The 13,095-nt window shown below is 54.9% G+C and carries 12 protein-coding genes; 6 read left to right on the forward strand and 6 right to left on the reverse strand.

The window, feature by feature from the left end:
• Positions 1–167 precede the first annotated feature (167 nt).
• The 3 genes from gorA to DB48_RS02650 all read right to left on the reverse strand — a co-directional run bounded on the left by gorA (position 168) and on the right by DB48_RS02650 (position 3,112).
• Positions 168–1,523 carry a glutathione-disulfide reductase gene (gorA, locus tag DB48_RS02640; RefSeq protein ID WP_041508787.1) on the reverse strand — a complete coding sequence of 452 codons (1,356 nt, stop codon included), beginning with the start codon at positions 1,521–1,523 and terminating at the stop codon, positions 168–170.
• A 131-nt stretch (positions 1,524–1,654) separates the two neighbouring features.
• Positions 1,655–2,233 carry a hypothetical protein gene (locus tag DB48_RS02645; protein WP_052813631.1) on the reverse strand — a complete coding sequence of 193 codons (579 nt, stop codon included), beginning with the start codon at positions 2,231–2,233 and terminating at the stop codon, positions 1,655–1,657.
• Positions 2,234–2,335: 102 nt separating this feature from the next.
• The gene (locus DB48_RS02650) at positions 2,336–3,112 is read right to left on the reverse strand and encodes a hypothetical protein (RefSeq protein WP_041508788.1); all 777 of its coding nucleotides are present in this window, start codon (positions 3,110–3,112) and stop codon (positions 2,336–2,338) included.
• A gap of 344 nt (positions 3,113–3,456) precedes the next feature.
• Here DB48_RS02650 and prlC point away from each other — a divergent pair, with 344 nt between their 5' ends.
• Complete coding sequence (gene prlC, locus DB48_RS02655; protein WP_041508789.1) at positions 3,457–5,496, forward strand: oligopeptidase A; 2,040 nt, start codon at positions 3,457–3,459, stop codon at positions 5,494–5,496.
• Between the two features lie 105 nt (positions 5,497–5,601).
• On the opposite strand, the gene DB48_RS02660 is transcribed toward prlC, so the two are convergent.
• Positions 5,602–6,105 (reverse strand): lactoylglutathione lyase family protein, encoded by a 504-nt coding sequence (locus DB48_RS02660; protein WP_041508790.1) that lies wholly within the window; start codon positions 6,103–6,105, stop codon positions 5,602–5,604.
• A 92-nt stretch (positions 6,106–6,197) separates the two neighbouring features.
• On the opposite strand from DB48_RS02660, the gene DB48_RS02665 reads away from it, so the two are divergent.
• The gene (locus DB48_RS02665; RefSeq protein ID WP_041508791.1) at positions 6,198–7,070 is read left to right on the forward strand and encodes a LysR family transcriptional regulator; all 873 of its coding nucleotides are present in this window, start codon (positions 6,198–6,200) and stop codon (positions 7,068–7,070) included.
• A gap of 44 nt (positions 7,071–7,114) precedes the next feature.
• Here DB48_RS02665 and DB48_RS02670 read toward each other — a convergent pair whose 3' ends face one another.
• Positions 7,115–8,728: an AbgT family transporter gene (locus DB48_RS02670; protein WP_041508792.1), complete on the reverse strand. Its 1,614-nt coding sequence runs from the start codon at positions 8,726–8,728 to the stop codon at positions 7,115–7,117.
• An 807-nt stretch (positions 8,729–9,535) separates the two neighbouring features.
• Here DB48_RS02670 and DB48_RS02675 point away from each other — a divergent pair.
• From DB48_RS02675 to DB48_RS02690, 4 genes are read left to right on the forward strand one after another with little or no spacing between them, the layout of a single operon-like run.
• Positions 9,536–10,105, forward strand: a complete 570-nt coding sequence (locus DB48_RS02675; RefSeq protein ID WP_041508793.1) for a LemA family protein — start codon at positions 9,536–9,538, stop codon at positions 10,103–10,105.
• Positions 10,106–10,121: 16 nt separating this feature from the next.
• The gene (locus tag DB48_RS02680; RefSeq protein WP_041508794.1) at positions 10,122–11,132 is read left to right on the forward strand and encodes a DUF3137 domain-containing protein; all 1,011 of its coding nucleotides are present in this window, start codon (positions 10,122–10,124) and stop codon (positions 11,130–11,132) included.
• On the forward strand, positions 11,132–11,860 hold the full coding sequence (locus DB48_RS02685; RefSeq protein ID WP_041508795.1) for a lytic transglycosylase domain-containing protein: 729 nt from the start codon (positions 11,132–11,134) through the stop codon (positions 11,858–11,860). The genes DB48_RS02680 and DB48_RS02685 overlap by 1 nt, the downstream gene beginning before the upstream one ends.
• Positions 11,861–11,865: 5 nt before the next feature.
• Positions 11,866–12,228: a nuclear transport factor 2 family protein gene (locus DB48_RS02690; protein WP_041508971.1), complete on the forward strand. Its 363-nt coding sequence runs from the start codon at positions 11,866–11,868 to the stop codon at positions 12,226–12,228.
• Between the two features lie 19 nt (positions 12,229–12,247).
• Here DB48_RS02690 and DB48_RS02695 read toward each other — a convergent pair whose 3' ends face one another.
• A complete protein-coding gene (locus DB48_RS02695; RefSeq protein ID WP_041508972.1) occupies positions 12,248–13,087 on the reverse strand; it encodes a 23S rRNA (adenine(2030)-N(6))-methyltransferase RlmJ in 840 nt (279 codons plus the stop codon).
• Positions 13,088–13,095: the final 8 nt, after the last annotated feature.

Here is a 13,095-nt window from a genome sequence, read left to right on the forward strand (position 1 = left end):
GGCTCCCGTCGCTTTGCTCCTAATTTTAGCCAGCTTAAAAGTTGCCCCTGCTTGGGGCGTTAGCCGATATCTCCACGAAATGAGTACCAATTCTCATCGCGGCAGCACTAAAAAGGCCAGACATCTGTCTGGCCTTTTGCTGTTCTTTCAATCAAGCAACGAGCTGATTAACGCATAGTCACGAACTCTTCGGCGCCTGTGGGGTGGATGGCGACGACGGCGTCGAAGTCGGCCTTGGTGGCGCCCATTTTGATGGCGACGCCGAAGCCTTGCAGTATCTCATCCATGCCGTAGCCGATGCCGTGAATGCCCACGACCTTCTCCTCTTTACCGGCGCACACCAGCTTCATCTTGCAGGCCTGACGATGGGCGGTAACCGCCGTATACATAGAGGTGAAGCCTGAGTTATACACCTTGACGTTCTCCTCGCCATATTGGGCGATCGCCTCTGGCTCGGTGAGGCCCATGGTGCCGATTGCCGGGTGGCTGAAGACCACGGTTGGCACCAGGCTGTAATCCATCTTGGCATCTGTCATGCCGTTAAACAGGCGCTCCGACAGCAGGCGACCGGCTTTTACCGCAACCGGGGTAAGCTCTATGCCGCCTTCTATGATGTCACCGACACAGTAGATCCCCTTGGCAGTGGTGTTCTGCTGGGCATCGACTACCACATAGCCCTTGTCGTTGAGCTTAACGTCTGTATTTTCCAGGCCGATCTTGTCGGTGGATGGACTGCGGCCGATGGCCCAGATCAGGGTGTCGACTTCATAGCTTTCGCCATTTTCCAGCTTGAGGGTCAGTGAGCCGTCGGCGTTCTTGGTCACAGACTCTGGAATGCTATGGGTATGCAGGCTAGGGCCGTCGGTTGCCATAGACTCCATCAGGGCTTCGCTCAGCATAGGGTCGAAGTTACGTAGCGGCGCATGCTTACGCACAAACAGGTGAGTCTCGCTGCCTAAAGCATGCAGTACGCCGGCGACTTCGACGGCGATATAACCGGCGCCTACCACGGCTACCCGCTTAGGCTGCTCGTTGAGGGCGAAGAAACCGTCGGAGTCGATGCCGTATTCGGCGCCAGGAATGTTAGGTATGGTGGGGGTACCACCGGTGGCGATTAGGATATGGTCGGCGCTGTAGTGCTCGCCGTTGACCTCTATGGTGTTGTTGTCGACGAAGCGGCCATAGCCGCGCACCAGGGTGACGCCATTGCTGTCCAGGCCACGGTCGTAGGCGCCGTGGATGCGCTCGATGTAGGCCTCGCGGCTCTCGACCAGCTTGTTCCAATCGAATTTGTTGACCGATACGTCGAAGCCATAGTCTTTGGCGTAAAGGTGCATGGCCTCGGCGACTTGGGCGCCATACCACATGACTTTCTTAGGGACGCAGCCAACGTTAACGCAGGTGCCGCCCAGCGCCTTGGCTTCGATCAGCAGTACCTTGGCACCGCGCATGGCCGCACGGTTGGCCGAGGCGATCCCGCCGCTGCCGGCGCCTAAACAGATATAGTCAAAATGTTGAGCCATCTTTTTCTCCAAATTCGACGGATTGCATATGGGGGTCATTGTAGGGGTAAAGCGACAAGCAAACCAGAGGTGTGTGCGCCCTTTCGCAATAGACCCGCGTCAGGGCGTATGACTTTCAAATGCGTTTGGCGTTAGCGCCGATATTGGCATCTGTGGTGATCGCTCTGGCTTGGCCCTTCGGCGCCGCACTTCATGCAGACCCATTCGCTTTGGCGGGCGCGTAGCTCCTTGTCCTGGTAGCCGTACTGGTGTTTCTGTTGCCGCTTGAGGCTGTTTTCAAGATGCGACATGCGTTTGTCCAGCCAGCGGCAGCTGGGATCGTCCGCCACGTGTTGGCGACTGGCCAGTTGCTGCTTGCGGCTCAAAGGCTTGGTGCGTTTGCTTTTCTGCTTGTTGGTGGAGCGTTTCTCGCGGCGCTGCTTGGTATGTGTCGGGCCGGCACTATAGTTAAGGGCACTGCTGGGGTTTTTGGGGATGGCGAGCGGCTTGCCTTCGCTGTCCAGGGCGCCGTCGGCGGGTAGGGTGATCACCTCGGGTTTTAGCTGCTTATCTTTGGCGTGTGCGGCGCCGAGTGGCAAGAGTGACAGGGTGATGACGCTAAGCATGACGAACCTAAGCATGACGAAGCTATGGATGAGGAAGCTTTGGATAAAGCGATTGATGGTAAAGCTGGGGGCGAAAAAGTATCGAGGGTGATAGCGGGCAGACATTCCGTGTCCTCCAAGTCAGGGCAGGCACTCCTTGCCTGTGTTAGATAAAGCTAGCTCATGGTGAGCCAGCTTTCAATGAGGAGGTTAATGCTTGCCTAGAGGCTAAAAGCTATAGGTGAGGTGCAAGCCGGCGTAGGTGTTGTTCAGGCTGGCCTTAGTGTCTGGATGTTCTTGCTTAATATCTTCCTGTGCCAGGGTGCGGCTGAGGTGGCCAGAGAGCACCAGGCGATTGGCCAGTTGATATTGGGCCTCTACACCAAACTGAAAATGGTTAGGGCCATCGTGTTCTTCGGTCACATATTGGAAATCGAATGTCTGGATGACATAGGGAGTCAGGGTGAGTCTGTCTGACACAGGCCATTCGCTGTGCAGGCTGGCCTCGACAAAGTAGCCGCCAGCCTCGGTGGAGTAGGTATAGCTCAGCGAGGGGGTTAGCCATTCGATGGCCGTATATTCCATAGTGGCAAACAGCTCGTTGTCGCCACAGCGCTCGTCGCCGTAGGCCTCTATGCGTTGGTAGCCAATGGCGGCGCTCAGGTTGTCGCTAAGCTCGAAGCCATACTCCAGCCCCATGTTCCACTCGATATAGTATTGGCTATCGCCACGCCCAACCGTGGTAAACAGGGTGAGATCATCAAACTGCACGGCCGCAGTTGCCCAGTAGATGCCGCCCTTGTCTAAGTTGTTGCGCCCCTCTGAGATATATTTCGAATCCCAGCCCAGGTCGAGAATGACGTTGGTGTCCGGGCCTTCGCCGTGGCTGATGATGTTATTGATATGGGAATCATCGACTGTGCCAGGAATAGGCTCGTTGGCGGCGTTGGCTGTGCCAGCCAGCATGAGGCCGATAATACAAGAGTGAGTGATCAATCTGTTCATGGGTGTGACACTGAATGCTATTGGAATCGAAGCTGATAATAGTGGGTTAGTTTTTAAACATAAATGATAATTGGTCGCATTTGCGATCAGCTTGGCAATATCTGTATTGTAAATTTCAAGTAAAAACTCCCTTGTTCTAGATCAAGGTTTTTCGTTCAGACAGTTGTTAGGTGTCTACTGCTAGGAGTTGCTCACAGGTTTGGGCGCAAGTTTATGCCGCTAGCTTTATGCACACAAGCGTTTGTTTTTAGGTGTAAATTGCGGCTGTTCGCCATAAGGTGCTTGAATAGTCTCCCCGATGCCCATATGTAAACCCAATACCCTAAGATTGATGAGGACACCCGATGAGTAACCCTTTGCTGAGCGGCAGTGAATTACCGCCATTTTCGCAAATTAAACCCGAGCATATTCAGCCAGCCGTCGAGCAGGGGATTGCTAACTGTCGCCAGAAGATCGATGAGGTGCTCGCCAGCGGCGGCCCCTATACCTGGGATAATCTGATCGCACCGCTCGAGCAGGTAGATGACGAGTTGAGTCAGATCTGGTCGCCTGTGTCGCACATGAACTCTGTGCTTAGCACAGAGGAGTGGCGCGCCGCCCACGATGCCTGTCTGCCACTGCTGTCTGAATATGGCACCTATGTGGGCCAGCATCAGGGGCTGTATCAGGCCTACAAGGCGCTGAAGGAGTCGGATGAATTTGCCAAGCTGAGCCAGGCGCAACAGACGAGTATCGAGCATAGCCTGCGCGATTTCGAGCTGTCGGGCATAGGATTGAACGATGAAGATAAACAAACTTATGGAAAATTGGTTAAACGTTTATCTGAGTTAACCAGTAGCTTCTCTAATCAGCTGCTGGATGCCACTCAGGCCTGGACTAAGCTGATAACCGACGCCGAGGAGCTGGCCGGTTTGCCCGAGTCTGCCATTGCCGCGGCTAAGGCGATGGCCGAGGCCAAAGAGCAGCAAGGCTGGTTGTTCACCCTAGACTTCCCTTCTTATCTGCCCGTGATGACCTACAGCGACAATCGTCAGCTGCGCGAGGAGTGCTACCGCGCCTTCGTCACCCGCGCCTCGGATCAGGGCCCTAACGCCGGTGAGTTTGATAACGGCCCCTTAATGGATGAGATCTTAGATCTGCGCCATCAGCTGGCTAACCTGCTGGGATTCGACAGCTTCGCCCACAAGTCATTGGCGACCAAGATGGCCGAGACGCCGCAGCAGGTGCTGGATTTCCTCAACGAACTGGCGGCCCGCTCTAAGCAGCAGGGTCAAAACGAGCTGGCCGAGTTGACCGCATTTGCCGAGAAAGAGTTTGGCGTGACCGAGCTGGCCCCTTGGGATCTCAGCTACTACGCCGAGAAGCTCAAGCACCACAGATATGAGATCTCCCAGGAGCTGCTACGCCCGTACTTCCCTGAAGATCGTGTGCTGTCGGGTCTCTTCTATACAGTGTCTCGCCTGTTTGACCTGATCATAGAGGAGCAGGAGCATTTCGACAGCTGGCATAAAGATGTGCGCTTCTTCCATATTAAAGATGCCAAGGGTGAGCACAGAGGCAGCTTCTACCTGGATCTCTATGCCCGCGAGGGTAAGCGCGGCGGTGCCTGGATGGACGATTGCCGGGTGCGCCGACAAACCGCAAAGGGCCTGCAGAAGCCGGTGGCTTACCTGACCTGTAACTTTAACGCCCCTGTCAGCGGCAAGCCTGCGCTGTTTACCCACGACGAGGTGACGACGCTATTCCATGAGTTTGGCCATGGCATACATCATATGCTGACCAAGATAGATGTGGCGGGTGTGTCGGGCATCAACGGCGTGCCTTGGGATGCGGTGGAATTGCCGAGCCAATTCATGGAAAACTGGTGCTTCGAGGAAGAGGCGCTGGCGGAGATCTCGGGCCATTTCGAGACCCACGAACCCCTGCCGAAGGCGATGTTAGACAAGATGCTGGCGGCGAAGAACTTCCAGTCGGGCATGATGATGCTGCGTCAGCTGGAATTTTCGCTGTTCGACTTCCGCCTGCATCTGGAATATGACCCGGCCGAGGGTGCCCACATTCAGGCTAAGTTGGATGAGGTGAGAGATCAGGTTGCCGTGGTCAAGGCCGCCGACTTTAATCGCTTCCAGCACAGCTTTGCCCATATCTTTGCCGGTGGTTACGCCGCGGGTTACTACAGCTACAAGTGGGCCGAGGTATTGTCGGCCGATGCCTTCTCTCGCTTCGAGGAGGAGGGGATCTTTAACGCCGAGACCGGACGCAGCTTCCTGGAAAACATCCTCGAGATGGGCGGCAGCCTGGAGCCGATGGAGTTATTTAAGCGTTTCAGAGGCCGTGAGCCGCAAATTGACGCCCTGTTGAGACACTCGGGCATTCAAGGCTAATGCTATTCTGATTAGTCTACATAGATGCAAAAAGGCCACTCCGCTAAAGGGTGGCCTTTTTTATGGGCTAATTTTTATGAGCTAGCGCCTGTTGGTTCATCTTAGCTAGTAGGCGCCCGCGCTGTAGGTTAGCTCATAGCTGTGGCTGTAGATCTCCAGGATGTTGCTGAAGGGATCTTCCATGTAGATCATGCGGTAAGGCTTCTCGCCTGGGTAGTAGTAGCGAGGGGCCTTCATGCGCTTCTTACCACCAGCGGCGACAATCTTCTCCACCAGGCCTTCGAGATCCGGGTCTTGTACGCTGAAGTGGAATACGCCCGTCTTCCAATATTCGAAGTTATCTTCCGGGTTTTGCTGATTAGCAAACTGAAACAGCTCGACGCCTATCTTGTCGCCGGTGGCCAGATGCGCGATACGGAACGATCCCCAGTTGGCACCGAAGACGTCGGTACACATCTCGCCGATTGGGCTGTCATCTTCCACAATTTCGGTGGGTTTCATGATCAGATACCAGCCTAACACCTCGGTGTAAAATTTGACGGCTGCCTCGAGATCCGGCACCGAAATACCTATGTGAGAAAAGGTTCTTGGGTAAGTTGTGTTGTTCATACTGTGCTCCTGTTGGTGAGTTGGGTATAGCTTACAAATCGCACAGAATTATGTAAAATTATCAAAATTTATAATTTTGAGTACGATTTGTGATGATTAATCCCGTCTGGTTGCGCAGCTTCTGCACCCTGGTGGAGCTGGGCCATTTCACCCGCACCGCCGAGCGCCTGCATATGACTCAATCCGGCGTCAGCCAGCATGTGCGTAAGCTCGAAGAGCAGTTCGATACTCAGCTGCTGCTCAGAGAGGGCAAGAAGTTTTCGCTGACCGATGCAGGACATCAGGTGTATCGCGAGGGGCAAGCACTGCTGCAGTCGCTGGCGAGGCTAGAGCAGGGGATCAAACAAGACCCGCCCTTTGCCGGACTGGTACGACTGCTGTCCCCCGGCAGTGTGGGCCTTAAGCTCTATGGCGAGTTACTGGATTTGCAGCGTGAGCACCCTGAGTTGTCACTGGATTACCGCTTTACCTCCAATGCCGGGGTCGAGGCCGCAATCGCCGCGATGGAGGCCGATATCGGTCTGATGACCCGCCAGCCGGAGCTTACCGAGGTACAGGCCGAGCCCATAGCCAAGGAGCCGCTGCTTCTGGTCACGCCCGCGAGCCAGGAGGCGGTGTCCTGGGAGGCGCTACAGCAGCTGGGTTTTATCGATCATCCCGACGGAGCTCATCATGCCAAGCTGCTGTTGGGCGCCAATTATCCAGAGTTTGAACATTGGGATCAGCTGCCCAATCGGGGCTTCTCTAATCAGATAGGTTTGATTCTCGAGCCCGTGAGTCGTGGCCTGGGCTTCACCGTTTTGCCGGCCTATGCGGTGGAGGCATTTGCCCGTCAGGAGCTGATAAGGGCGCATCGGCTGGCCAATGCCGTCAGCGAGCCTATTTATCTCTGCCGTCGACGACGGTCGGTATTGGCGAAGCGGGTAGAGTCGGTGCGGGAAGTGATTAAGGCCAGCCTGGCCTAGCAAAATGAGCGAGGCCGATGGTTTCACCGGCCTCGCAACTTTTCTTACGGCGTGTAGTAGGTGGCGGCGCCCGGACCGACTGGCAGCCCCAGGGCGAACACCCAGATGAAGAAGAAGCAGGTCCAACCGATAAAGAAGACGATTGAGTAAGGCAACATGGTGGCGACCAGCGTGCCTATGCCCAGGTGTTTCTTATACTGGGAGGCCACCGCCAGGATCAGGCCGAAATAGCTCATCATTGGGGTGATTAGGTTGGTGACCGAGTCGCCGATTCGGTAGGCCGCCTGAATCGTCTCTGGTGCATAGCCGACCAACATCAGCATGGGTACAAAAATGGGGGCCGTTACCGCCCACTGCGCCGAGGCGCTGCCCAGCATCAGGTTGATGAAACCACACATCATGATAAACAGCAGGAATACCAGCGGCCCGGTGAGCCCGATGGCATTGAGGGCGTCGGCCCCGGTGACCGCCAGCACGGCGCCCAGGTTAGTCCACTTGAAGAAGGCGACAAACTGCGAGGCAAAGAACACCAGCACGATATACATGCCCATGGTGCTCATGCTGTGGGACATGGCGTCGATCACGTCTTTATCCCGCTTCATGGTGCCCACCACCTTGCCATAGACCAGGCCGGGAATGGCGAAACAGATGAAGATGAAGGCGACTATCCCCTTGAGGAAGGGCGAACCGGCAACCAGGCCTGTCTCAGGGTGACGCAGCGGCGCATTCTCCGGCACCACAGAGAGTGCCAGGATGCCGCCTAATACTAGGATGGAGAGACCGGCCATCTTGAGGCCCTTGATCTCCAGCGGCGTGACGCTATCCATCTTCTGACTGTGCAGATCTATGCTGGCCTCGCTGGGGTCGTACTTGCCCAGCTTGGGCTCGACTATCTTTTCTGTGACTAGGGCGCCCAGTAGGGTAATGACGAAGGTGGAGGCAAACATGAAGTACCAGTTCACTTCTGGGCCGACCAGGTATTCGGGGTCGATCATCTGCGCCGCCGCCTCGGTGATGCCCGACAATAGCGGGTCGACCGTGCCCAGCAGCAGGTTGGCGCTATAGCCGCCTGAGACACCGGCGAAGGCCGCCGCCAGACCCGCCAGGGGGTGACGCCCCAGAGAGTGGAAGATCAGCGCGGCCATGGGGATCAACACCACATAGCCCAGCTCGGCCGCCGTGTTGGAGACGATACCGGCGAAGACTACGGTGAGGGTGACTAGACGCTTAGAGGCCCCCATGACTAGGGTGCGCATGGCCGCCGACAGCAGACCGGAGCGGTCGGCGATGCCAACCCCAAGTAGGGCCACCAATACAGTGCCCAGGGGGGTAAAGCCGGTGAAGTTGGTCACCAGGTTGGAGACTATCATCCTCAGGCCTTCGGCGTTCATCAGGCTAACCACGTGGATCAGGCCATCTTCGCCACGTCCCGCGGCGCCGACCGGACGAGGGTCGTTTACCGTCAGCTCGAAATAACCCGCGATGCCACTGATCACTATCACGGCGGCGCAAAATAGGGCGAAGAGGGTGATGGGATGGGGTAACAGGTTCCCCAAATGTTCGACCAGGTTGAGAAAGCGGACGAAGAGGCCGTTCTTGGTCGTCGAGGGGGCTGGGGGCTGGTTGGCCACCAGGCCCTCTTCTTTATTGGAGCTCATGGTGTTTCCTTCATCTTGGACATCTGGGTGCCCTTATATATCTGCTCGCCAAACGGCGTAGTGTTAGCCACCCATGATGAAGGAGTTGCTTTAACTGAAGCTTAATTTGGGGCAAATCGCCCGTTTGCGTTGGGGTACAGAGGGTGAGCAATAGGCAAAAAAAAGCCCGGCTTAGGGGGTAAGCGGGCCGATATTAAGATGATGATTGAACCAAAGCCCAACTAGGGAAGATGGGTTGCCTCTTGGTTGACTAAGATATTAGCCCAAGTTAGCTGTATGAAGACTGAACAGATAACGCGTTGAGACAGGAGGGGAAATGAGCGTCGTTTCCCGCTCAATTCACCATGACGAGACTGGTTAATCTCTGTGCAACCAGCTCGGTAGGGTTAAGGGGGGGTAAGGTGGTTGTTTATTAAATATCCGCCCGATTGCGCTATTTTTGCCCTAAGGTGTCACTTCATGCAGATGATGCCTGTCTTTATGACTAGGCTTTGATGAGGTGATTGTGTTGGTTTGGTTTTGATTGGTCTTTATTACGTTGTTTTATATGGTTATTTATCTTTGTTTTTCTGGTGTCTTGTTGTTTCGCCTAACTAGCGGTAAAACATCATGGACTTAGGTGAAAAAGATATTTTTGCGGCAAATAATGGCGTCATTATTTTCATTTAGGCTGAAAACAGATGAATATAGCAGCAATGAGCCGGTGAAAACGCCATAGATAAATTGCTGGAAATCATCGCGAAAATCGGTGAAGCTGGTGCGTTAACTAACGAGATATAAGAATAACTATAGGGAAGGAACTCAAAGATGGAAGGTTTGTTATTAGGCCTTGGCCTAGTCGTTATTATCACCTACCTCTGGTATGTCAGCCTGATCAAGAAGCGTAACGTGGTGCGTGAAGCCTTGTCGGGTATCGATGTGCAGCTGAAGAAGCGCGCCAATCTGGTGCCTAATATTCTTAAGATTGCACAGAAATTTATGGATCACGAGAAGTCGTTGCTTACCGAGATCACCGCGCTGCGTGCTCAGGTGACTGCGGGTTATGATCTGAACGATGCCGATGCCATCAAGGAGCATCTGGGATTGGCCGGGCAGCTCAACAGCAAGATGGGCCAGCTGATGGTCAGCGTCGAGAACTACCCCGAACTTAAGTCAGACAAGACCATGGTGCAGGCGATGACCACCTACAGCGAGGTCGAGGAGCATATCTCGGCGGCGAGACGCTTCTACAACTCGGCCGTGTCTGAACTCAATACCGCGGTGGAGATCTTCCCCGGTTCCATTATCGCCTCCATGGCCAAGGTTAAGGTGATGCCTTTCTACGAAGCCGATGAAGCGTCGAAGACGCCGATCGATGCATCCGACTACCTGAAGTAACCCGAATCATAGCTCGATGAACCCAGTAAGCTTTATCCTCGGGGCGCCGATTAAGGCGGAGCGTCAACCGCAGCGTCTGTTTGCAGACCCCGATGAGCTGGGTCAGTTTAAGGCTTACTATGAAGAACATATCGAGCCGCTGACCCGTAAATTTGAAAACCATAGGATCGCCAGCCTCAAGGCGCTGCGGGGCCGCCTCTATACCAGTCTGGCAATCCTCCTCGGCGTGGCCGTGCTGATCCTGCTCTTTAGCCTGTCCGGTTATCTCGAGGTCCCCTGGGTCTTCTTTATCGTCTTATGCCTCCCCTTTGGCTGGTGGAGTTATCGCCCCCTGAAGCGTTATAAAAGCGATGTGAAGCGCGAGGTGTTCCCCAAGATCTTCCGCTACTTCGGCCATGACTTTATCTTCAGTACCAGCCACAGCATGAGCCTGACTCAGCTTAAGCGCTCTAAGCTGCTGCCTGGCTATGACAATGCTAAGTTTGATGACTATGTGCAGGGCACCTATAAAGGGGTCGAGATTGCCATCAACGAGCTGTGTTTAACCAAGCAGGTCAAGCGTGAGAAGAGTACCGAGACGGAAACCGTATTTCGCGGCGTCATGGTGCAGCTCAGCAGCCATAAGGCATTTAAGGGGCATACCGTGGTGGTGAAGAATCGCGGCGGCCTGGTGAATTTTCTCTCCAGCAGCTTTAAGCGCCTGAGCCGGGTTAAGCTAGAAGATCCCAGGTTTGAGAAGCAGTTTGACGTGTTTTCAAGCGATCAGATCGAGGCGCGATACCTGCTCACCGTCGGTTTCATGGAGCGTCTCCAGTCACTGGCCAACCTGTTTTCCGGTAAGATCCAGTGCGCCTTCTATGAAGACAAGTTATTGATCATGTTGCAGAGTGGCGATAACCGCTTCGAGATGGGCTCCATCTTTAATGGCGCTACCTTCGAGTACGAGTTTAGCCAAATTAACCGCGAGATGAAGCAGCTGTTTGCTATGATTGAAGTACTCAAACTCGACCAAGACATTGGATTTTAATGCCTGCTGCCGCGCCCCGTACTCTACATTTTCCCCTAAAGCTGGTCTGTCTTGGGCTCGGCCTGCTGCTATGCCAGCCGTTCGCAGTGGCGCAATCGGAAAAGCCGCGCTACAAGGCGAGCTATTCTAAGCATGGCATCTTAAACAGGGGCGATGCCCCGCGCTCCAGTGAGACGGGCGATAGCAAGATCAAGGTATATCAATATACTCAGGCTAACGGCGTGGTGGCCTTTGCCGACCATGCCCCGGGCGACAGGGATTTCAGGGTGCTGTCGTATGAGTGCTATGCCTGTAAACCCGACTCGACTCTCGACTGGCAGAAGATGCCGCTGTTTAGCGCGGAATACAATGAGTTGATAGCACGGGCGGCTAAGACCCATGATTTGGATCCCGCACTTATCCGCGCCGTGATCCATGCCGAATCTGCCTTTAATGTGTTTGCCCTGTCCCGTAGCGGTGCCATGGGGCTGATGCAGCTGATGCCAGATACCGCCAAGGCGATGGGAGTGAAGAACCCCTACCGCCCCGAGCAGAATATCGACGGCGGCGCCCGCTACTTAGCCAAGATGCTGGCAAGGTTCGATGGCAATATCGATCTGGCCTGCGCCGCCTATAATGCCGGCCCCACCACAGTGACTCAGTACAAGGGGATCCCGCCCTATCCGGAGACCCAGGCCTATGTGAAACGGGTCAAGATACTGATGAAGCGTTATCAGAAGCTGGGGTGATTAAGATGCAGCAGACCATTATCGAACTGGAACTCGCGCTGCTCAGCCCAGAGGTGCGCTGCGATGCCAATGTGCTCGACGAGTTGATCCATGCCGACTTTTTGGAGGTGGGCGCCACGGGAATCAGTTTCGGCAAGCCTGAGGTGTTGGCGCGCCTGCCCAAGGAGAAACCGCCGGTATTCAGGGTGAGCGATATGCAGTATCGCTTGCTGAGCGAGGATTTGGTCCAGCTCAACTACCGAGCCTGTTTTAAGCCGGTAAACGAGGTAGATAAGCGTTATTCGCTGCGTACTTCGCTGTGGAAATGCAGTGATGGCCGATGGCAGATGATCTACCATCAGGGCACGCCCTGCGCGCCCTTCTTCTAAGTATCCTTTATTGAGGGGGCTATTCGCCCACTTCCCAGGTGACCTCAACCCGGCCGCCGCCCTGATTCAGTAGCGGATCCAGATAGTCCAGGGTCGTCTTGGCTATCTCATCGAGCTGCCAGGGGGGATTGATCACCCACAGGCCTGCCGCCGTCATGCCAAACTCCTCGCTGTCGGGTCTAATCGCCTGTTCGATACGAAGCTGGCGCTTGATGCCGCTCTGCTTCAGCAGCTCAAACATGGCCTCGGTCTGCTCGCGCTTCACCACGGGATACCAGATCATATAGACGCCGGTGGCAAACTTCTTGTGCGCCTTGATAACTGCCTTGGCGACCTCTTGGTAGTCGCTCTTTATCTCGTAGCTGGGGTCGATAAGGATGACGCCGCGGCGCTCTAGTGGCGGCACGGCGGCAAGTAGCCCCTTCAGGCCATCGCCCTTGATCACCTTGATCTGCTTGTCGCCGCCCAGTTGCTCATCCAGCAGCTGATGGTCGGCGCCGTGCAGCTCATGCAGCACCATGCGATCATTATCTCTTAGGTTCATGTCGACAAAAGCGGGGGAGCCTGGATACAGCTCTAGCTCGTCCGAGCCATTGAAGTGTTTGATATCGCTTATGTATTGGCTAAGGGCTTCGGGCAGGTCCTGCTTGTCCCACAGCTTGGCGACACCCTCTAAATATTCACCCGTCTTCTGGGCAAACTCATCGGATAGCGCATAACCACCGGCGCCCGCATGGGTATCGATATACACCATGGGCTTATTCTTCTTATGCATCAACTTGAGGGTTTGCAGCAAGATACTGTGCTTGAGCACATCGGCATAGTTTCCGGCGTGGTAGCCGTGACGATAACTTAACATGAAGATTC

This window comes from Shewanella sp. cp20 (genome assembly GCF_000832025.1).
Classification (GTDB): Bacteria; Pseudomonadota; Gammaproteobacteria; order Enterobacterales; family Shewanellaceae; genus Shewanella.

Excerpts from the sequence above, each read along its gene's own strand:
- DB48_RS02670 (WP_041508792.1), bottom strand. The coding sequence starts at position 8,728 with ATGAGCTCCAATAAAGAAGAGGGCCTGGTGGCCAACCAGCCCCCAGCC.
- gorA (WP_041508787.1), bottom strand. The coding sequence starts at position 1,523 with ATGGCTCAACATTTTGACTATATCTGTTTAGGCGCCGGCAGCGGCGGG.
- DB48_RS02675 (WP_041508793.1), top strand. The coding sequence starts at position 9,536 with ATGGAAGGTTTGTTATTAGGCCTTGGCCTAGTCGTTATTATCACCTAC.
- prlC (WP_041508789.1), top strand. The coding sequence starts at position 3,457 with ATGAGTAACCCTTTGCTGAGCGGCAGTGAATTACCGCCATTTTCGCAA.
- DB48_RS02690 (WP_041508971.1), top strand. The coding sequence starts at position 11,866 with ATGCAGCAGACCATTATCGAACTGGAACTCGCGCTGCTCAGCCCAGAG.
- DB48_RS02695 (WP_041508972.1), bottom strand. The coding sequence starts at position 13,087 with ATGTTAAGTTATCGTCACGGCTACCACGCCGGAAACTATGCCGATGTG.
- DB48_RS02660 (WP_041508790.1), bottom strand. The coding sequence starts at position 6,105 with ATGAACAACACAACTTACCCAAGAACCTTTTCTCACATAGGTATTTCG.
- DB48_RS02650 (WP_041508788.1), bottom strand. The coding sequence starts at position 3,112 with ATGAACAGATTGATCACTCACTCTTGTATTATCGGCCTCATGCTGGCT.
- DB48_RS02685 (WP_041508795.1), top strand. The coding sequence starts at position 11,132 with ATGCCTGCTGCCGCGCCCCGTACTCTACATTTTCCCCTAAAGCTGGTC.
- DB48_RS02680 (WP_041508794.1), top strand. The coding sequence starts at position 10,122 with ATGAACCCAGTAAGCTTTATCCTCGGGGCGCCGATTAAGGCGGAGCGT.
- DB48_RS02665 (WP_041508791.1), top strand. The coding sequence starts at position 6,198 with ATGATTAATCCCGTCTGGTTGCGCAGCTTCTGCACCCTGGTGGAGCTG.
- DB48_RS02645 (WP_052813631.1), bottom strand. The coding sequence starts at position 2,233 with ATGTCTGCCCGCTATCACCCTCGATACTTTTTCGCCCCCAGCTTTACC.